The following is a 19,111-nucleotide window of genomic DNA, read 5'->3' on the forward strand; positions in this document are numbered from 1 at the left end:
GCGCCTACCGACTCGTGGCGTCGTCCTTGTTCTCGTCCTTCCTCTTGTCCAACCCGTTCTCGACCGCCCCCCACACGAGGACGCCGACGACCGGGGCCACGGCCAACGCGACGAACTTCACGGCAGGGCCGAGGACTTTCAGGGCAAGGCCGGAGAGGACCATGACGCTCCTGGGCTCGAGGGGCACGTGCAGGGACAACGTTCTCGGTGCGGGCCGGTGACGGTGGAGTGCGACATCATCCCGCTCGAGAGGCGCGGCGCCGACGGACGAGGACGATCGCGACGAGGGCCACGGCCAGACCGGCGAGGCCCAGTGCGAGCGCGCCGAGCGTCGGACCCCAGGGCCAGGACCGACCGGTGACCCGGAGGTCCTCGGCCGGGTACTCCAGGATCTTCGCCGTCCACCGAGCCGTGGGTACGTCCGTCGCGAGCGCCATGTCCTGCAGGGCCCCGTCGAACGCGAAGCCGGCCCGGGGATGCAGGCGCGCGGTGGGGATGCCGACGGAGTCCGCGGCGGTGAGGGCCGCAGTCACCTCCGCGCCGCCGCCGGAGCCGGGCACGAGGAGACGGTCGGTGCCGCTGACGGCGTCGAGGCCCGCGCGTGGGACGAACACCAGGCCGTGACGCGACCGGACGCCCCGTGGGTCGGCCGCGAGCGAGAGGGTGCGCGCGACCTTGCCCTCGGCGTAGGGGTCGAACGCCGAGGCCAGCTCGAGCTCACCGACGCCGTTGGCGAGCAGGACGCCCATGGTCGTCGTGCCGGACCGGAAGCCCAGGTTCAGCACGTGGACGGCGCCGTTGGTCGGCGTCACCGCGTTCGGCGGGAGCGTCGCCGGGACCCCCGGCGAGTAGTGCTGCCACCCGACGTCGGCCGCGGCCGCGGCGGCGGTCGCGGGCCCTGCCAGTCGCTCGACGACCCGCAGCGTCCCGTCGACCGACGAGAGCAGGCCCCCGGTCGTGACGACGTCGCCGTCGTCGACGTAGCGCAGGCCGCGCTGCCAGCGCACCGACGGGTGGTCCTCCTCGAGCCCGGCGAGCCGGTACCAGTGCGAGGTGGCCGGGCGCCCGTCGACCAGGCCCGCCTCGGCGACCAGGCGGGCGCCCGTGCACACGCCCAGCACCAGGCCCTCGCCCGCGACGTTCCGCAGCCACCCCGTCACCGGCGCATCGTCGGCACCGGTGCCGGGGTCGGTGTCAGGCATCTCGGGCACGACCGTGACGTCCGGGGCCGCCCCGCCGAGCATCGCGGAGAGCTCGGCGATGCTGAGGTCGGGCACGAGGTCGAGGCCCCCGAGCAGCGGCACCGGGCGACGCTCCGGCGCCACCGTGTAGACGTTGAAGGCCCCCGTCGTGGCCAGGATGTCGAAAGGCACCAGCGCATCGGCCACGTTCGCCCCGTGGTTGCCGACGAGCACCACCGCCGTCGGCTTCCCCGGGTCGTGCGGGGGGCGTGCGGCGCCCGTCGTCGACGCGGGGACGGGCCCGGACGACGGGCGCGGCGCGTACCGGCTGCGGTCGAACCCGGCCGAGCCCACGGCCAGCACGGCCGCCGGAACCACGGCGACCGCCAGCAGCAGCACCAGCCCCAGGGCGGCCACCCGCACCGACCGGCGCGCCCGCCCGTGATCCGCGTGGCCACCCCCGGCCGGCTCCGGCGTCGTCCCCTTCCCAGCGCCCATCCTCCGACCCCTCCTGCCGAGCACGCCACGTGTGCGCGTTGGCGGCGATCGTCGGCGGGGCCGGGCGGTCGGGCGAGGCCGCGGCGGCGGAGACGTCCGCAATCCTGGGATTCGTGTCGCCCGGACACCGGGACGTCGGCCCTACGGTGGGGCGCATGACGGATCGGCGGGTGGTCGTCGTCGGGTACGACCGGATCGAGCTGGTCGACCTCGCGTGTGTGACCACCGGCTTCGACCACGCCAACCGCCTCGGCGCCGACCCCGCGTACCGGGTCGCGCTGGCGACGTCGGTCGGCCGGGCGATCCACAGCGACTCGGGGCTCGAGCTGCGGGCCCAGGAACGCCTCGACACCCTCGACGGTCCGATCGACACGCTGGTCGTCTCCGGTGGGCTGGGCCACGAGGACGCCGCCGGCGACCACCGGCTGGTCGGCCAGGTCCGTCGTCTGGCAGGGCTCTCCCGCCGTGTCGCCTCGGTCTGTACCGGGGCGACCCTGCTCGCCGCAGCGGGCCTGCTCGACGGGCGTCGGGCCACGACGCACTGGTTCTACGCGGAGCGGCTGGCGGCCCGGTTCCCGCGGGTCCGCGTCGACGCCGGCCCGATCTACGTGCGGGACGGACCCCTGGCCACGTCGGGCGGGGTGACCGCCGCCCTCGACCTCACCCTGGCGTTCATCGAGGAGGACCACGGACCGGAGCTCGCCCGGCAGGTGGCGCTCGGAACGGTGAGCTACCTCCAGAGGCCCGGCAACCAGGCCCAGATGAGCATGTTCACCACCTCGCCGCGCCCGGAGCACGCGATCGTGCGGCAGGTGTGCGACCACGTGGTCACCCACCTCGAGGACGACCTCGCCGCCACCCGGCTGGCGGGTCTCGTCGGTGTCAGCGAGCGCCACCTGGCGCGGCTCTTCGGCGAGCACGTGGGCCGTACACCGGCCCGCTTCGTGCGCGACGCGCGCCTGGAGGCGGCGTCGCACCTGCTGGTCGAGACCGACGAGCCGACGAGCGCGGTCGCGCGGCGGTGCGGGTTCGCCTCGGGCGAGTCGCTGCGGCAGGCGTTCGTGGCGAAGTTCGCGACGTCACCGTCACGCTTCCGGTCGGCGCACGCGTCGTCGCACGGACGGCGTCCGGTCCCGTCGCCGTGAGGCGGTCCCAATGGCTGGTCGCGGCGTCGGACGAGAAGGCAGTATCCGGACCCTCACCGAGGCGATGCGGATTCCTGATGACGAGCCGGCCCGTGCCGACCGCTCCCGCCGCTCAGGGCCCGCTGTGGCGGACGTCGTCGACGAGACTGCGCATCGCCGAGGACGGCGGCAGCCCGAGCTCGGCCTGGAGCAGGCGTCGGAAGCCGTCGTACTGGCGCAGGGCCTCGCCGGCGTTGCCCTCGGCGAGGTGGACCTGCATGACCTGTCGGTGCGCGGTCTCCCGCAGGGGCTCGCTCTGCACGGCGAGCAGACCGAGCCGCAGCGCGTCGGCGTAGCGCGACTGGTCGCGGCGCCGGGCGCACATGTCCTCGAGGGCGTGCAGGCGCAGCTGCCGGTAGCGCTCGCGCTCGAAGAACCCCACGGGTCGTCCCACCCCGGGAGCAGGTCGCCCGCGAGCAGGTCGAGCTCCCGCCCCTCCGCCTCGCCCGTCTCCACACGCCAGAGGTCGACGACGACGTGCTCGGCGAGCCCGATGCGCCCGCCCTCGGCCCGGACCAGCGGACCCGCGTCGGACCGTGGCAGGCGCCAGAGGGTGGAGCGCAGGTTGGACGACGCCCGGGCCTCGCTCGAGTCCCCCCACAGGGCGCCGGTGAGCTGATCACGGCGGAGCGCCACCCGGTGCAGCGCGAGGTAGGCGAGCAGGCGCTCCCCCCGCGGCGACAGCAGCTGCGGCCGTCCTGCCACCCGGCACGAGAACCGTCCGAGCACGGTCAACTCCGTCGGATTCATCCGAGCCTCCGCCCGTTGGTGCCCACGGTGCGGCTCGCGCTTGAACCCTTGCCCCCAGCCTGGGGGCGCGGGGACGTCCCGGCAACCGGGAGCGGGGACGAGCGCGTGACGACACGGTGACGCGGCGGGTGATGCCCTGGGGCACGCGCGACGCCACGGCGCGCGGACGGCACTTCGGCATGGTCCGTCGGGTCGTCGGCAGCACCGCCGGCGCTTCCCGTCCGCGAGGAGTGCTCGTGTTCTTCCACTACAAGGGACTGCAGTTCGAGTCCACGCCCGAGCGCCCCGACCCCCTGCTCGCGATGAAGCTCCAGGAGCTCCTGGGGGGACACTGGGGCGAGCTCACGGTGGCGATGCAGTACCTGATGCAGGGCTGGAACTGCCGCATCCCCGGCAAGTACAAGGACCTGCTGCTCGACACCGGGACCGAGGAGCTGGCCCACGTCGAGATGATCTCGAACATGATCGCGAAGCTGCTCGAGGGCGCGCCCGCCGAGCAGACCGCCCGGGCCTGCGAGGACAACCCGATGCTCGCCGCGATCGTCGGCGGCCAGAACCCGCAGCACTCCATCGTCTCCGGCGGCGGGCCCGTGCTCGCCGACTCGGCGGGGACGCCCTGGAGCGGCAAGTGGATCGTCGCCAGCGGCAACCTTCTCGCCGACTTCCGGGTCAACGCCGCGGCGGAGGGCCAGAGCAAGATCCAGGCGGCCCGCGTCTACAACATGACCGACGACCCCGGCGTCAAGAAGATGCTCAAGTTCAACCTGGCCCGCGACTCGATGCACCAGAACCAGTGGCTCGCCGCGATCGAGGAGCTCAAGGACGAGGGACTCGAGTACGACCCGGTGCCGGCCGGGATCATCGACGAGGAGTTCGACGAGTACTCCGGCCAGCTGTGGAACCTCTCGGCCGGCAGCGACTCCTCGCAGGGGCGCTGGGCCTCCGGCGAGCGACCCGACGGGCGCGGCTCGTTCAGCTACGTCGACAGCCCGGAGCCGCTGGCCGGGGAGCCCACGCCGCCCTCGGCCGACCCGTACCTGTACGCCACGGTCCCGGGCGGTCCGAACGGTCAGCGACCCGACGGCACCCGGAACGGCGCGTCGGCGTCCCGCGGCGTCTGACCGGCCGACCCCCGAGGAGGAGACGTGCTCCGGCCCGTGCGCTCGCGGCGGTGGCCGGTGCCGAGCGCCGAGGTGCTCGCCGGCGGTGGCGCGGCGCTGGGGCTCGTCCTCATCGGCGTCGGGATGGTGGTCCACGCCGCCGCCGGCCCGACGGCGCTCCAGCTCGTCCTCGCGGCGGCGGCGCTGGCGGTGCGTCCGCTCGCCGTCCTGGCCCACCGGCGCCGGCACCGCACACCGCCGGCGCCGGTGGCGTACACCCCCGACGGTTGAGCTCCCAGCCGGCCTCGACGACCCACCACGAACCGACGGGAGTCCCATGACCACCGCGTCCCAGAACCGGCAGTCGACCGACCTGATCGACGTCCTCGCCGCTGAGCACCGCGAGGTGGAGGGCCTCTTCGCCGAGCTCGAGGCCCGCTTCGGCGCCTCGGGCCCGGAGGTCGAGGACATCGCCCAGCGCGTGGTGACCCGGCTGGTGCAGCACTCCGTGGCCGAGGAGGTGCACCTCTACCCGCTCGTGCGGGAGGTCCTCGACGACGGCGACGCGCTCGCCGAGCGCGAGATCGCCGAGCACGACGCCGCCGAACGCACGATGAAGCGACTCGAGGCCCTCCCGGCCCGGAGCGCGGACTTCTGGATGACCTACCGCATCCTCACCAACCTCATCGCCCAGCACGTGGGCGAGGAGGAGCAGTACCTCTTCCCGCGTCTCGCCGCGGCGGTCGCGAAGGAGGACCGCGAGCAGATCGGCGACCGCATCCTGTCGACGGAGAAGACCGCGCCGACCCGTCCGCACCCCGCCTCGCCGTCGGAGGGCGGCGCGCTGGCCGCGCTCGCCCCGGGAGCCGGTCTGGTGGACCGACTCCGCGACGCGCTCACCGGGCGCGGCCGGTGAGCTGATCCGGACGGCGCGGCGGCGCGGGTCCCGGGGGGTGCGGGTGGGTAGGCCCCCCGGGACCGGCGCTCGACCTCACGGGCCGCACGACCCGACCACCCGACCTGGGGGCCCTCCGTGACGTCCTACGGCTACTTCCTGTCGTGCGAGCAGTACGGCCCGCACGAGCTCGTGGACCAGGCGCGGCGCGCCGAGGCCGCCGGCTTCGAGCGCCTGTGGATCTCCGACCACTTCCATCCGTGGCTCGACGAGCAGGGGCAGAGCCCGTTCGTGTGGTCGGTGGTCGGGGCCCTGTCGCAGGTCACCACGCTGCCGATCTCGACCGCGGTGACCTGCCCGACGATCCGCGTCCACCCCGCGATCGTGGCGCAGGCCGCGGCCACCGCCGCGGTGCAGACCGAGGGACGCTTCGTGCTCGGGGTGGGCAGCGGGGAAGCACTCAACGAGCACGTCCTCGGCGACCGGTGGCCGCCGGTCGCCGAGCGCCTGGAGATGCTCGCCGAGGCCGTCGAGGTGATCCGTGCCCTGCACGGCGGGGGCATGGTCAACCACCGCGGGCGGTACTACCGCGTCGAGGACGCTCGCCTGTACACGGTGCCCGAGCGGCCGGTCCCGATCTACGTCTCGGGCTTCGGGCCGCAGGCCGCCACGCTCGCCGGGCGGATCGGCGACGGGTACTGCGGCGTCTCCCCCGACGCGTCGCTGGTGCAGACGTTCCGCGACGCGGGCGGCGGCGCCGCGCCCGCGCAGGCCGGCACCAAGGTCTGCTGGGCCGGCAGCGTCGACGAGGGCATCGACACCGCCCACCGGCTCTGGCCCAACGACGCCCTGCCGGGTCAGCTCGCCCAGACCCTGCCCCGCCCGCAGGACTTCGCCGACGCGACCGGCCTCGTCGACCGGGACGCGACCGCCGCCACGTTCTCCTGCGGCCCGGACGTCGACGCCCACGTCGGGCAGCTGGCCGCCTACGCCGACGCCGGCTACGACGAGGTGTACGTCCAGCAGATCGGGCCCGACCACGACGACTTCTTCGCCGCGTACCGGAACGAGGTGCTCCCGGCACTGCGCGCACGGTGACGCGGGGACATGTGGATCACAGCCCGGCGGAGCGGGTAGTTCCTCCGACGGCGTTCACCACCGAGCGCGCCGCTGCCGTCGCCGCTGCAGGTGGTGCTCATGGAACGTCCGAGGGACTGGCGCACCTACGTCGCCGTCGGCGACAGCTTCACCGAGGGTCTGGGCGATCCGTCCGGGGCCGGGTGGCGGGGCTGGGCCGACCGGCTCGCCGAGCGGCTCGCGGGCCACCGTCCCGGTCTGCGCTACGCCAACCTCGCCGTGCGCGGGCTGCTCCTCGACCAGATCCTCGACGAGCAGGTCCCCGTGGCCGAGGACATGGAGCCGGATCTCGTCACGGTCTGCGCCGCCGGCAACGACTTCCTGCGGCCGCGCGTCGATCCGGACGGGCTCGCAGACCGTCTCGAGACCGCGGTCGCCCGCCTGCGCGCCGGGGGCGCCGACGTCGTCGTGTTCACCAGCTTCGACCCGCGCGACATGCGCCTCCTGCACCACCGGCGCGGGCCCATCGCGATCTACAACCAGCACCTCCACGCGATCGCCCAGCGCCACGACGCCCACCTCGTCGACCTCTGGTCGATGAGCGTGCTGCGCCATCCCCTGGCCCGGGTGGACGACCGGATGCACCTCTCACCCGAGGCCCACCGGCGGGTCGCGCTGCGGGTCTGCGAGGTGCTCGGTCTGCCGGTGGACGGCGACTGGCGGGCGCCCTGGCCGGACCGCGACGGGCGGCCCTGGCTCACCCGGCGGCGTGACGACCTGGCCTTCACCCGCGAGCACCTGCTGCCGTGGGCCGGCGAGCGGCTGCGCGGGCGACCCGCGGGGATCGGCCGGGCGGCGAAGCGCCCCCACCTCCTGCCCTGGCGCACCGTCACCGGCCCCGAGGACGTCGCGGTCAGCGTGCCGGATCGCTGACGGTGTCCAGCCGCGGGAACACGATCTCGTGGATCAGGAGGTGGACCGTGGCGGCGACCGGGATGGCGATCAGCACACCGACGATGCCGTAGAGCGCCCCTCCCAGCAGCACCGCGACCAGCGTGAGCAGCGCCGGCACCCTCACCACGCGGCCGACGATGGCCGGGAAGATCAGGTAGTCCTCGAGGAACCGGTAGAGGACGAAGAAGCCGACGACGGCCCATCCCACCGCGGGCGACACCGTGAAGGCCACCAGGCTCGCGATGATGCCGGCGGTCACCGACCCCGCGACCGGGATCAGGTCGAGCACGGCGACGACGGTCGCGAGCAGGAAGGGATAGGGCACCCCGAGCGCGAGCAGCACGGCGAGGCTGCTGAGGCCGGCGACGAGGGAGACCAGGACGTTGCCGAGGACGTAGCCCCCGACCCGCTCGGCGATGGCGTCGCCGAGCAGCACCGCCCGCGGCCGCCGCGCCGCGGGGACGAAGCGGTAGGCAGTGCGCCGGATGCGCGGCATGTCGGCGACGAGGTAGACCGCCAGCACGATCACGACCACGGCCGACCCGAGCGCACCGAAGACGGTGCGTCCGACCGAGTACACCTGGCCGCTGCTGAGGTACTCCTGCAGACCCAGGCGTGCGTTGAGCCGCCCGATCAGGGTCCCCTGGTCCTGCGTGGCCTGGAGGTAGGCCGGAGCCTGGTCCGCCTGCGCGGCGAGCACCGGCCCGACGAGGACGACGAAGCCCATCGCGACCGCCAGCCCCACGAGCACGACGCCTGTGACACCGAGCCACCGCGGCCACCCGTGCCGGATCAACCACGACACCACCGGCTCGGCGCCCAGGGCCAGGAACAGGGCCACCCCCATGAGGACGAGCTCGCTGCGGGCCAGGTAGACGAGCCAGGACGCCGCCAGGATCAGCACCACCCCGGACGCTGCGGCGGCACCCCGCAGGAACGCCGACCGCCGGTCCAGCGGCGGCCCGAGTCGTCCCAGCGGGTGCTCCCGGCTGCTCAGGCCGTCGGCCGTCGCCTCGGCGCGGGCGATCGGGCCCTCGTCCTCAGTGTGCGGCTGCCCGATGAGGTCGTGGTGCGCACGCCGCGCCGCACCGTCGGGCGCCGTGGTCGCCTGATCGCGGCCGGTCATCACGGCCGCCCTCGATCGGAGACCGCGAACCGCACGTCGAAGGGACTCAGGGTGGCCGGCAGCGGACGGGCCGGGTCCAGTCGGTCCGGGCCGAGGAGGCGGAACTCGTGGGATCGCAGGAGGCAGGCCAGGAAGGTGCTGGTGGTCAGCAGCACCAGGTTCTGGCCGGGGCACACGCCGGGCCCCTCGCTGAAGGGGATCAGCGGCCAGTCGCCGTGGCCGCGCTCGTCGAGCCACACCTCCGGGGCGAACCGGTCGGCGTAGTCCAGCGTGCGGTCGTCCCGGTGGAAGTACGGCGCGTAGATCAGGAACCCGGTGCCGGCGGGCAGGGTCCCGGTGGGCCAGGTCGTCTCGGTCGTGGAGTCACGCAGGACCGCAGGAGTGGTCGGCCACAGCCGCACCGACTCCAGCATCGCGGCCCGCGTCCGTCGCAACTCCTGCGGGGTCGACAGGTCGACGCCGTCGATCTCCTCGCGGACCTCACGGGCCGGCTCGGGGTGCGTCGCCAGCAGCGCCAGGGCCCGGATCGCCACCATCCCCGCCGGGTCGAACGCGAAGAGCCACTGCGGGACCTGGTCGACGGGGTCCGTGTGCGCGGCCTGGGGGGTCTCGGCGATCAGCGCGGCGAGGCTGCCGGGCTCGGCGCGCTCGAGATGGGTGCGCAGGCGCTCCTTGAACCGGTCGTACACCGAGGACCGACGCGGCAGCAGGTAGGACCAGTTGGCCTCCGCGCGCAGGCGGCTCAGGAGGTCGGTGGTCTCGTGGTCGTCCCGGGCTCCGTCGCCGAGCACGACCCGGCGCACCACACGCCACCACGCGACGATGAAGTCGTCCCACACGAGCTGTCCCGAGCCCTGCGCCTGCGCGGCCAGCTGCTCGGCCTCGTCCCGGACCGTGGCCACGATCCGGTCGGCCATCCGGTGCACGGGCTGGCTGGTGTCGAGCACGGCCTCGTTGAACCGGCGCCGCTCGGCGCGCTCCCGGCCGTGCGAGATGAGCACACCACCGGGCTGGAAGTGGTTCAGCGCCGCCCGCTTCTCGAGGTTCGCGGTGGCGAAGGGCTCCGGAGACCCCTCCAGGATGCGGTGCACGTGCTCGGGGTCGAGCACGAGCGCGAACGACCGGCCCGGCACGTTCAGCCGCACCGGGCCCGGGCCGTAGCGCTCGGCGAGCTGCTGCATGTGCGCCACGGCGCGGCGATCGGCGTCGAGCCGGTCGAACGCACCCACCACCTTGGGGCGGCGGGCGATCACCCCCTGCGCCACCGTCGGCAACAGCACGTTCGCCGCCGTCCGCAGGGTGTCGGGTACCGAGGCCCGTCCACTCGCGGCGACGCCGGTTCCCTGATTCATCAGCTCGTCCTCCTGCCGAACGGCACCGGAGACGTCGCGCTGTCTCCGGAGGGCCGACGCCGGCCCTCGGGCCGGCGTCGCGGTCGCCCTCACGTGCCCGACGGCGACGCCGCAGTAATCCCTGCCCTCGGCGCAGGGGCGCCGGCAGGTCGGATGACGAACCGCCTTCCGCTGGAGCGCAATCACTCCTACCGAGCCCGGGCATGTGTGATCGAGCGGCGACCGGCGTGCACGCGGGTTTGCCCCACCTGCGCCGAGGTGACCCGGGACCATTCCCGTGTGCGGTCCACCCCAGGGGCTCGTCGGGACCCCCGGACCCAGAGGACGGCACATCCATGCGTAGTCAGCCACCGGCCCGCCCCACCGACCGCGTCGCCCTCGCCGTCGGTCGCGGCCTGCTCGCGGGTCTGGCCGGCACCGCGGCGATGACGGTCTCCAGCACCGTCGAGATGAAGATCAACGACCGCGGCGCGAGCTCCACCCCCGCGCAGGCGGTGGCCGAGGTCACCGGCGTGCGACCCGCCGACGACACCGCACAGCAACGGCTCAACACCCTCGCGCACTGGGGCTACGGCACCGCCTGGGGGCTCGGGCGGGGCGCTCTCGACCTGGTCGGGCAGCGCGGGCCCCTGGCCTCCCTGCTGCACCTCGCCGCCGTCCTGGGTGCCGAGCAGGTGATGATGCCCGCACTCGGTCTGGGGTCGCCGACCCCTCGCTACGGGACTTCGGCCGCCGCCACCGACGCCTGGCACCACCTGGTCTACGCCGCCGCCACCGGCCTCACCTACGACGCGCTGGCCGGTCGCTGACGGTCCCGGACGCCGACCCTCCCCGCGTCGTCGGCGCCGGGTCGCGCCGCCCCGCTCACCACGCCGGACGGTTGTACGGTGTGGCCCTGGTCGACCTCACGGCCGTGAGCCGGCGACGGGACAGCGACCGCTGCGTCGCGGACAGCAGCCCCTGTGCCTCGTCGACGAGGAGCATGATCATGACCACCGGACACGACGACGACCAGATCGTCGTCGCCCTGCGCACCGCGGCGCGCGACCTGGCCGAGCGTCAGAGCATCCGCGACCTCGAGGAGACGCTGAGCCAGATCGTCGCCTCGGCCGTCGCGACCGTTCCCGGCGTGGACGCCGGCAGCCTCTCCATGACCGAGGAGGGCCGCATCGAGACCCGCCACCCCACCAGTGAGCTGATCGGCAAGCTCGACCACACCCAGAGCGAGCTCGGGGAAGGGCCCTGCATCAGCGCGATCGAGGACCCTCCCGAGAGTGGCGTCGTCCTCGCCCAGGACCTCGCCGGCGCCGACGCCGAGCGTTGGCCGAACTTCGCGCCGAGGGCGGTCGAGGCCGGGTTCCGGGCGCTGCTCTCGACGCACCTGGCCACCGACGGCAACCTCCGCGCGGCGCTCAACCTCTACTCGGCCACCCCGAACGCCTTCGACGACCGCTCCCGCGTCCTCGCCGGCCTGTTCGGCGTCCAGGCGGGGCTGCTGCTCTACGGCGCCCACCAGGCGCACCACCTGAGACGCGCGATCGACAACCGCGACGTCATCGGCCGGGCCAAGGGCATCCTCTCCGAGCGCTTCGGCGTCGACGACGACGACGCGTTCCGGATGCTGGTCAAGTCCTCCCAGGACACCAACCTCAAGCTCACCGCGGTCGCGCAATGGCTCACCGAGAGCGCCGGCACGACCGCCGCACGCCCCGGGCACGACCCCTCCTGACCGGACGCCGCGGCCGCCGCTACTCGCCGAAGGCCACCCGGACGTCGTCGGTCGTGGTCGGTGTCCGGCGTGCCGGACCGATGGGCACGCTCGCGCCGGAGTCGGACACCACCTCGTCGGCCACGATCGCGGGGTCGATGCGGAGGACCGCGTAGCCACCCACGGCCCCGGCCCCGAAGCCGGGCGCGAAGATCCTCGAGGGGCGATCGATCGCGCCGTCGCGCACGGCGTCGTGGATGGCGATGGGGATGCTCGCGGCCGACACGTTGCCCATCGACTCGATGTTGAAGTAGAGCTGGTCGGCCGAGAGCCCGGCCTTGGCCGCCAGGTCGAGGATCATCGTCTTGTTGGCCTGGTGCGGGACGATGAGCTCGATGCTCTCCAGCAGGCTGCGGCCGGGGTCGTCGGGGTCGGTCTGCTCGGAGAGCTCGCCGAGCATCTGGTCCAGGTAGCGCTGCACCAACGACTTGACCTCGGGGCCGTAGACGGTGATGTCGTTGTCGAACTCCGGGTTCGGCCAGATGATCGAGTTGACCTCCGACGCCGGCCCGCTCGCGTAGGTCTGCAGGACCTCGACGTCGACCGGAGCGCCCTCCGCGGCCGGGGCCACGACCATCGCCGCCGCCCCGTCCCCGAAGATCATCCTCGACGTGCGCGCGCTCCCGATCTTGTCGGAGAACTTCTCGACGCAGACCAGCAGCACGGGCCGCCGGACCTCCTGGATCTGCCGGACCGCCTCGGCGAGCCCGTAGGGCAGCCCGGCGCAGGCCGCGACCATGTCCATCGACGTGTGGGTCTGCGCCAGCCCCAGCTCGCCGGAGACCCAGCAGGCGATGGAGGGGATCTGGCGGTTGCTGGTGCAGGTGCTGACCAGGACCGCGCCGATCTCGTCGGGCGCCCGGCCGGACTTCGCGAGGGCCGCCCGCGCCGCGTCCAACGCGAGGTGGTTCGGCTCGCGTGACGTGTAGCACCGCCGGCGGATCCCGGTCTTCCGGGCGATCTCCTCGGCGCTCATCGGCGACCACGAGAAGCTGGCGTTGCGGATGACGTCCTCGTTGTCGCAGACGTGCTCACCGCGGACCACGGCCAGGGCCTCCAGCGCGGGGCGCACCGCGAAGGCTTCGCGCACCCTCACCGGCGGATAGGGCGTCCGGGGCGACACGGTCTCGACCGGAACACTCGCCGTCTCCGCGACGGCGGGGCCCGTGTCGCGGGCCTGCTTGACCCGGTCGATGAACGCCATCACGTCGCGGTTGCGCGGGTGGAAGGTGACGACGAAGTCGTCGGGGCCGATGTCGGCGGGGTGACGCAGCGTCGTCCGGGAGCCGTCCCACGGATAGAGGTTGTGCAGCACCATCGCCCAGCGCATGAGGGCCTCGAGCTCGGGCACCTCCTCGTCGGCGTCGAGGATCTCGTCCACCGGGAAGAGGTGGTGATCGGGATCGTGGTCGGGCATGACGAAGGTCAGGGCATCGGGTTGCGCCAGGAACTCGGCGACGGTCGGCTTGATCGCCGGGAGCTCGGTGGCGTGGTGCAGCTTGTGCCGGAACACGTCGAACAGCAGGGCGAAGACCCGGTCCTCGGTGTCGGCGGCCCAGCGCGGCGCGAGCTCGTGGTACGCGCGCTCGACCGCCGCGACCTTGCGGTCGCGGTCCTCCCACGGGGTCAGCACCGGGAGGAAGACGTCGTCGCGGTGCCGGGGCACGTCACGCCACCGCATCGGACGCTTGTCGAACATCGTCATCGAGTACCGGTTGACCCAGAACAGGTTCTGGCCGAGGTCGCGCAGCAGCTCGAAGCGGCTCGGGTACGAGCCGCTCTCCACCCGGTGGAGGATGTCGGTCCCGGTCGGGGCCTTCGCCTCGAAGTCCCGCTCGATGACGGCGGTGAACTGCTCGAGCGTGTCGAGGACCGAGAAGTCCAGCTCGCCGAAGAAGTTGGCCGGGAAGACGAGGCGACCACTGCGGTTGATCACGAACGGCTTCACGGCATCACCTTCGGCGTCCTGCGCGGTCGATGGCCGGTCAGCCACGTCGTCGCCGACTCTAGAAGAGTGGCGAGGCTGCCGGGCCCGAGTGAGCGTTCCGTCGCGATGCTGCCCGTGCCGGCGACCACGGGCTACGAGCACGAACATGTCGGGGGACGGCGAGAAGGCGGATCGGTAACGGAACGGTCACGGTCGGCGATACCCGAGTGCCGGCACCAGGCCGGCCGGAGGAGGGTCATGTCGACGCCCACGACGATGCTGAGCGATGCGGTGACCCTCGAGCCGGGACACCTCGTCGCGGGGCGGTACCTCCTGCTCGCGCGGGTCGGGCGCGGCGGGTCCGGCTCGGTGTGGCGGGCGCACGACAAGCTGCTGGACCGCGACGTCGCCATCAAGCGGCTGCACGCCGGGCGCGCGCTCACGGACGTCCACACCCGGAAGATCCGGGACCGGGCGCACCGGGAGGGCCGGGTCGCCGCGCGCCTGCACCACCCGCGGTTGGCCGCGATCTACGATATGACCGAGCTCGACGGCGAGGTCTGCCTCGTCATGGAGTACGTGGCCGCGCCCTCGCTGGCCGACCTCCTGGAGCGGCGGGGCCCGCTCCGCGCCGCCCGTGTCGCGGCCATCGGCGCCCAGATCGCCGAGGGCCTGACGGCGATGCACCGGTGCGGGATCGTGCATCGCGACGTCAAGCCGGCCAACGTGATGGTCGGCCCTGGTGACACGGTCACGGTCACGGACTTCGGCATCGCGATCATCCATGCCGACCTCGGCGAGGACGACCACCTCGTGGCCGGCACCCCGAACTACATGGCCCCCGAGGTCGCGTGCGGGGACGCGCCCACCGCCGCCGCCGACATGTACTCCCTCGGCGCCACGCTCCACGCAGCACTCGAGGGCGCCCCGCCCCGCCCCGGAGCCGGTCACGTCCTCGACGTGCCGGAGGGCGTCCGCGTGGACGCCGGCCAGCCCCCGCGCCGGAGGGAGCGTCTCGATGCGGTGCTGAACACCCTGCTCGACCACGATCCGCAGCGGCGTCCGAGCGCCGACGCCGTGGCCCGCCTTCTCACCGGGGCGAGCGGTGCGGACGCCCCCGGCGACGCGACCACGTGGTCCTCGCCGGTGGGGCGTTCCGCCCCGTCGACCACGATGGCCCTGACGCCCGAGGACGCGGGCCGTACCCCCGCAGCGACCCCTGGCGCGGGGCGCCATCGGGCGGCGCTGACGGCGAGGTGGCGCTCCTCCCGCAGGGTCGTGGCAGTCGGGGCGAGCCTGGTGGGGGTCCTCGGCGCGGCCGGGTTCCTGACCCTGGCCCACGGACCCGCTCCGGCGGCCCCGGTGGCGTCGCCCGTGGTCGGGCCGGCCTCTGCCCCGCCGTCGGCGGGGCCGCCGATCGTGCCCCTCACACCGAGCACCGCGACATCGACACCGGTCGAGGAGGTCGCGTCGGCCGCACCGCCGAGCTCCGTGTCATCGCGAGGGACCACGGCTCAGGCTGCGGGCTCCGGTGATGACGATCTCGATCCTCCCGGCGACGAGCGCAGAGGTCGCGGCGGTGGCCACGGCGGAGAGGACAAGCACGACAACAAGGGGAACGGACCCAAGAACGGTCGCGGGCACGGCCGCTGAGCCGCGCCCTCAGGCGGTCCCGGTCGCCGGTGTGACCGTGCGGGAGCTCGCCGGTTGGAACAGCTCGACCAGGTTCCCGTCGGGGTCGGCGATCAGGACCTGACGGCCTCCCGGCCCGGCCACGAGGTCGCTGCGGAAGGGCAGCTCGGCGGCGCGGAGGCGGGTGATCTCGGCGTCGAGGTCGTCGACCTCGAGGTGGATGCGGTTGCCTCCCGGTGTCGCCGCGTCGGCGGGTGTCGCGCGCGCACCGGAGCTCGCGGGCCCGGAGAGCAGGAGCCGGAGTCGACCGCGCAGGACGTCGGCGAAAGCGGGCGCGGCGCTCGTGTGGAGCGTGAAGCCCAGGTGCCCGGTGTAGAAGTCGATCGCGGCCCCGACGTCCTCGACGAGGTAGCGGACGCTGGCGTACTCCCCTGGTGGGTTCACGGCTCACCCTCTCGGTGTTCGGTCGCGGCGAGGACGGGCAGGAGGTGCCCGACGCGCGTGTCGATGTCGTGCGCGGCGCGCTCGAAGGCCGCGTCGTCCTGTGGACCGGCCGCCGCCGGGTCCGGGATGCTCCAGTGCATCCGTCGGACGGGGCCGGAGAACTCCGGGCAGACCTCCCGCGCCTTGTCGCACAAGGTGATGACGAGATCGAACGACTTGTCGGCGACGTCGTCCAGGTGCCGGGGCCGTTGGGACGACACGTCGACGTCGAAGCGCTCGCGCAGCACGCGGACGGCGTCGGGGTGCAGGTGCTCCTTGGGTCGGCTGCCCGCGCTCGTCGTCCGCACGCCGCCGACCGAACGGAGCGTGAGGAGGGCCTCGGCCACCGGTGAGCGAGCGCTGTTGCCGGTGCAGACGAACAGGACGGACGGGGGCCGTCCGCTCCCCCGCGCGAGGGGAGGGTCCGACGGCGGGCGACTCGTCCGCAGGGCCGGGTGGAGGGCGGTGCCGCTGCCGGCCAGCTCGTGGGCGCAGCGGTCGAGGTCGAGGTGGTAGTAGCTGTCCCGCCGGTCGGCGGAGCTGCGGGTGGCGGTGACGAGCCCGCCGTCGCGGAGCAACCGCAGGTGGTAGGAGACCAGGTTCTGCGGCTGCCCGAGCCGCGTCACCAGCTCCCGCACCCGGTGGTCGCTGCCGGCCAGCTCGGTCATGAGGCGCCAGCGCACGGGATGCGCCGCCAGCGCCACGAAGGGCGGCGGGGCGGCGACTTGACCCGGGCTCGGCACGCGCAGCAGTATGCGCGCCGAGCGGTCGATCCATCAAACGCAGTTGATGGATTGCCCCGTCGGAGGTCGACCGAGGGAGCCGAGGTGACCGACCCCCAGCTGGCACGCCGGCTCGGGCTGACCGACGCCGTGCTGATCGGACTCGGCTCGATGGTCGGCGCCGGGGTGTTCTCGGCGTTCGCACCGGCCGCGGCGGCCGCCGGTGCGGGGCTGCTGATCGGGCTGGGGATCGCCGCCGCGGTCGCGTACTGCAACGCCACCGCCTCGGCCCAACTCGCGGCGCAGTACCCGGTCTCGGGAGGGACCTACGTCTACGGCCGCGAGCGGCTGGGTGACTGGTGGGGCTTCCTCGCCGGCTGGGGATTCATCGTCGGGAAGACGGCCAGCTGCGCCGCGATGGCCCTCACCTTCGCCGCCTACGCCGTGCCCGGTCCGTGGCAACGCCCGGCGGCCGTGGCCGCCGTCGTCGCGCTCGCGGCCGTGAACTACCGCGGGATCACCCGCACGGCCCGGCTCACCCGCGTGATCGTCACCGTCGTGCTGCTCGCGCTGACGGTCGCGGTCGTCGCGGGGCTCACGGGAGGGACGCCGGACATCGCCGGCCTGGTCGCGGTGCCGTCGCCGGGTCCTCTCGAGGTCCTGCAGTCGGCGGGCCTGCTGTTCTTCGCCTTCGCGGGGTACGCCCGGATCGCCACCATGGGCGAGGAGGTGCGCGACCCCCGGCGCACCATCCCGCGCGCCATCGTCACGGCCCTCGCCGTCGCGGTCGCGGTGTACGCCGTCGTCGCGGTGACGCTCCTCGTCGTGCTCGGTCCGGCGCGGCTCGCGACGTCGCGGGCTCCGCTGACCGACGTCGTCGCGGTCGGGGGCTGGGCCTGGGCCGTCCCGGTGGTGGCCGTCGGCGCCTCGGCGGCAGCGCTCGGGGCGCTGCTGGCGTTGATCGCCGGCGTCGGCCGGACCACCCTGGCCATGGCACGCCGGGCCGACCTCCCCCCGTGGTTCGCTGCGGTCCACCCACGCCACGAGGTCCCGCACCGCGCGGAGGTCGCGGTCGCCGTCGTCGTGTCGGTACTCGTGCTCACGGTGGACCTGCGCGAGGCGATCGGCTTCTCGTCGTTCGGCGTGCTCGTGTACTACCTGATCGCCAACCTGTCGGCCTTCACCCAGCCGCCCGAACAGCGCCGGTTCCCGCGCTGGCTCCAGGTCGTCGGGGCCATCGGGTGCCTGCTCCTCGTGGCCACCCTGCCCTCGCCCGCGGTGCTGTCCGGGCTGCTCGTCTACGCCGTCGGCATCGCGTACCGCGCCGCCCGGTTGGCCGTCGCTCGACGATGAGGACGCCCGGGTCAGCGGGGCCGGGACACCGTCGGCGGACGCCCGCCGTCGGCCTCAGCGACCGAGAACGCTGGGCGCCCGCAGCCGGGGTTCACGGGTGATCTCGGGCGGGCCGTTGTCCCTGAAGGCGAACGCGAGGAAGACGTCCGGCTCCTGGGCGAGGTCCTTCCAGTAGAAGCGCAGCAGCGTGCCGTCCGGATCGGTCACGTCGACGACGGCCTCGTGCGGTCCGCGATCCTGCACCTGCGTGTGGTCGGCGCCGAGCATCGCGCTCCGCTCCTGGACGACGGAGAGAGACTCCCGACTGTTCATGTGCAGGGCCACGATGTCGAACCCGTGCAGATCGGGCGCACCGGCACAGTGCTGCCGCAGGCGCAGAGCGAACGAGAACCCGCCCTCCGTCGACTGCAGGGCCGCCCCACGGAGCTCGTCGTGCTCGATGAACTCGTGGGTCAACGTGAGGTCCATCAGCCGGCAGTACCAGTCGACGCTGGCCTGGAGATCGGTCACGGGAATCTTGACGTGCATGACCTTCGTGACGCCGATACCCACCGCACGCTCCTCGTCGACAGGTGTGAGAGATCGCGGTCGGTGAGAGTCTGCTCTCCCTCCTCGCCCGCGTCACCCCACTGCTGCGGAGACCCGGTGCTGCGGAGACCCGGTGCGCGCGATCTCGCTCAGTGGTGGGCGTGGACGACGGCGTGCCCCTTCCCCCGACTGATCATCCAGCGGTTGATCGGGGTGGTGACGACGAAGGCCACCAGGAGCGCGAACGCGAGCGCTCCCCAGAACAAGGCGCTGGTGATGCCGGCGTCCATCGCCCCGGGAACGCCGAGCATGACGGCGTTGTCGACGATCTCCATCACGGTGATCGAGACGGTGTCGGCGGCGAGGGCGACGCGCAGCGCCTGACGGAACCCGACCCCGGCCCGCAGGACGCCGCGCATCGTGAGGGCGTAGCCGAAGACGAAGGCGAGCGCGACCGCCAACACCACGGTGGCGGCATCGTGCAGCCCCAGCGCGGTCCCGATGACCATGCCGAGGACCTCACCGATCGCGCACCCGGTCAGGCAGTGCGCCGTCGCCTGGGCCGCCATGGACCAGGACAC

Annotated in this window: 20 protein-coding genes; 10 read left to right on the forward strand and 10 right to left on the reverse strand. The window is 73.6% G+C overall.

Going from position 1 to position 19,111, the window contains the following annotated elements; all coding sequences use genetic code 11:
• Window positions 1-4: 4 nt before the first annotated feature.
• On the reverse strand, window positions 5-163 hold the full coding sequence (locus PH191_RS13550) for a hypothetical protein (protein WP_274195120.1): 159 nt from the start codon (window positions 161-163) through the stop codon (window positions 5-7).
• A gap of 73 nt (window positions 164-236) precedes the next feature.
• The gene (locus tag PH191_RS13555; RefSeq protein ID WP_274195121.1) at window positions 237-1,679 is read right to left on the reverse strand and encodes a DJ-1/PfpI family protein; all 1,443 of its coding nucleotides are present in this window, start codon (window positions 1,677-1,679) and stop codon (window positions 237-239) included.
• A gap of 155 nt (window positions 1,680-1,834) precedes the next feature.
• Between PH191_RS13555 and PH191_RS13560 the strand changes: the two genes are divergently transcribed.
• Window positions 1,835-2,824, forward strand: a complete 990-nt coding sequence (locus tag PH191_RS13560; RefSeq protein WP_274195122.1) for a GlxA family transcriptional regulator — start codon at window positions 1,835-1,837, stop codon at window positions 2,822-2,824.
• A 112-nt stretch (window positions 2,825-2,936) separates the two neighbouring features.
• Here PH191_RS13560 and PH191_RS13565 read toward each other — a convergent pair whose 3' ends face one another.
• Window positions 2,937-3,257, reverse strand: coding sequence for an AfsR/SARP family transcriptional regulator (locus PH191_RS13565; RefSeq protein ID WP_274195123.1), 321 nt, complete (start codon window positions 3,255-3,257; stop codon window positions 2,937-2,939).
• A gap of 592 nt (window positions 3,258-3,849) precedes the next feature.
• On the opposite strand from PH191_RS13565, the gene PH191_RS13570 reads away from it, so the two are divergent.
• The 5 genes from PH191_RS13570 (at window position 3,850) to PH191_RS13590 (ending at window position 7,618) form a co-directional block, all read left to right on the forward strand.
• The gene (locus tag PH191_RS13570) at window positions 3,850-4,734 is read left to right on the forward strand and encodes a manganese catalase (protein ID WP_274195297.1); all 885 of its coding nucleotides are present in this window, start codon (window positions 3,850-3,852) and stop codon (window positions 4,732-4,734) included.
• A 24-nt stretch (window positions 4,735-4,758) separates the two neighbouring features.
• Window positions 4,759-5,004: a hypothetical protein gene (locus PH191_RS13575; protein ID WP_274195124.1), complete on the forward strand. Its 246-nt coding sequence runs from the start codon at window positions 4,759-4,761 to the stop codon at window positions 5,002-5,004.
• A 46-nt stretch (window positions 5,005-5,050) separates the two neighbouring features.
• On the forward strand, window positions 5,051-5,629 hold the full coding sequence (locus tag PH191_RS13580; protein WP_274195125.1) for a hemerythrin domain-containing protein: 579 nt from the start codon (window positions 5,051-5,053) through the stop codon (window positions 5,627-5,629).
• A 117-nt stretch (window positions 5,630-5,746) separates the two neighbouring features.
• A complete protein-coding gene (locus PH191_RS13585) occupies window positions 5,747-6,706 on the forward strand; it encodes a TIGR03557 family F420-dependent LLM class oxidoreductase (protein ID WP_274195126.1) in 960 nt (319 codons plus the stop codon).
• A 99-nt stretch (window positions 6,707-6,805) separates the two neighbouring features.
• Window positions 6,806-7,618 (forward strand): SGNH/GDSL hydrolase family protein, encoded by an 813-nt coding sequence (locus tag PH191_RS13590; protein ID WP_274195127.1) that lies wholly within the window; start codon window positions 6,806-6,808, stop codon window positions 7,616-7,618.
• Here the strand turns inward: PH191_RS13590 and PH191_RS13595 are convergent.
• Together PH191_RS13595 and PH191_RS13600 are read right to left on the reverse strand one after the other, a co-directional pair.
• Window positions 7,599-8,765: an AI-2E family transporter gene (locus PH191_RS13595; protein WP_274195128.1), complete on the reverse strand. Its 1,167-nt coding sequence runs from the start codon at window positions 8,763-8,765 to the stop codon at window positions 7,599-7,601. The two genes, PH191_RS13590 and PH191_RS13595, sit on opposite strands and share 20 nt — an antisense overlap.
• A complete protein-coding gene (locus PH191_RS13600; protein WP_274195129.1) occupies window positions 8,765-10,117 on the reverse strand; it encodes a cytochrome P450 in 1,353 nt (450 codons plus the stop codon). Before PH191_RS13600 ends, PH191_RS13595 begins: the two co-directional genes overlap by 1 nt.
• Before the next feature lie 335 nt (window positions 10,118-10,452).
• On the opposite strand from PH191_RS13600, the gene PH191_RS13605 reads away from it, so the two are divergent.
• A complete protein-coding gene (locus PH191_RS13605; RefSeq protein ID WP_274195130.1) occupies window positions 10,453-10,926 on the forward strand; it encodes a hypothetical protein in 474 nt (157 codons plus the stop codon).
• Window positions 10,927-11,105: 179 nt separating this feature from the next.
• Entirely contained in the window at window positions 11,106-11,846 is a 741-nt protein-coding gene (locus tag PH191_RS13610; RefSeq protein ID WP_274195131.1) for an ANTAR domain-containing protein, read from the forward strand.
• A 19-nt stretch (window positions 11,847-11,865) separates the two neighbouring features.
• Here the strand turns inward: PH191_RS13610 and PH191_RS13615 are convergent, their stop codons facing one another.
• Window positions 11,866-13,833, reverse strand: a complete 1,968-nt coding sequence (locus PH191_RS13615) for a 3-oxoacyl-[acyl-carrier-protein] synthase III C-terminal domain-containing protein (protein ID WP_274195132.1) — start codon at window positions 13,831-13,833, stop codon at window positions 11,866-11,868.
• Window positions 13,834-14,070: 237 nt separating this feature from the next.
• Between PH191_RS13615 and PH191_RS13620 the strand changes: the two genes are divergently transcribed.
• A complete protein-coding gene (locus PH191_RS13620) occupies window positions 14,071-15,465 on the forward strand; it encodes a serine/threonine-protein kinase (RefSeq protein ID WP_274195133.1) in 1,395 nt (464 codons plus the stop codon).
• 9 nt (window positions 15,466-15,474) lie between these two features.
• On the opposite strand, the gene PH191_RS13625 is transcribed toward PH191_RS13620, so the two are convergent.
• A complete protein-coding gene (locus tag PH191_RS13625; RefSeq protein WP_274195134.1) occupies window positions 15,475-15,888 on the reverse strand; it encodes a VOC family protein in 414 nt (137 codons plus the stop codon).
• The gene (locus PH191_RS13630) at window positions 15,885-16,670 is read right to left on the reverse strand and encodes an arsenate reductase/protein-tyrosine-phosphatase family protein (protein WP_274195135.1); all 786 of its coding nucleotides are present in this window, start codon (window positions 16,668-16,670) and stop codon (window positions 15,885-15,887) included. Before PH191_RS13630 ends, PH191_RS13625 begins: the two co-directional genes overlap by 4 nt.
• A gap of 84 nt (window positions 16,671-16,754) precedes the next feature.
• Between PH191_RS13630 and PH191_RS13635 the strand changes: the two genes are divergently transcribed.
• The gene (locus PH191_RS13635) at window positions 16,755-18,002 is read left to right on the forward strand and encodes an APC family permease (protein WP_274195136.1); all 1,248 of its coding nucleotides are present in this window, start codon (window positions 16,755-16,757) and stop codon (window positions 18,000-18,002) included.
• A gap of 54 nt (window positions 18,003-18,056) precedes the next feature.
• On the opposite strand, the gene PH191_RS13640 is transcribed toward PH191_RS13635, so the two are convergent.
• Window positions 18,057-18,554 carry a VOC family protein gene (locus tag PH191_RS13640; protein WP_274195137.1) on the reverse strand — a complete coding sequence of 166 codons (498 nt, stop codon included), beginning with the start codon at window positions 18,552-18,554 and terminating at the stop codon, window positions 18,057-18,059.
• Window positions 18,555-18,679: 125 nt separating this feature from the next.
• Window positions 18,680-19,099, reverse strand: coding sequence for a DUF4396 domain-containing protein (locus tag PH191_RS13645; protein ID WP_420791807.1), 420 nt, complete (start codon window positions 19,097-19,099; stop codon window positions 18,680-18,682).
• Window positions 19,100-19,111 lie beyond the last annotated feature (12 nt).

Source organism: Actinomycetospora callitridis (assembly GCF_028737265.1).
In the GTDB taxonomy this organism is placed as follows: domain Bacteria; phylum Actinomycetota; class Actinomycetes; order Mycobacteriales; family Pseudonocardiaceae; genus Actinomycetospora; species Actinomycetospora callitridis.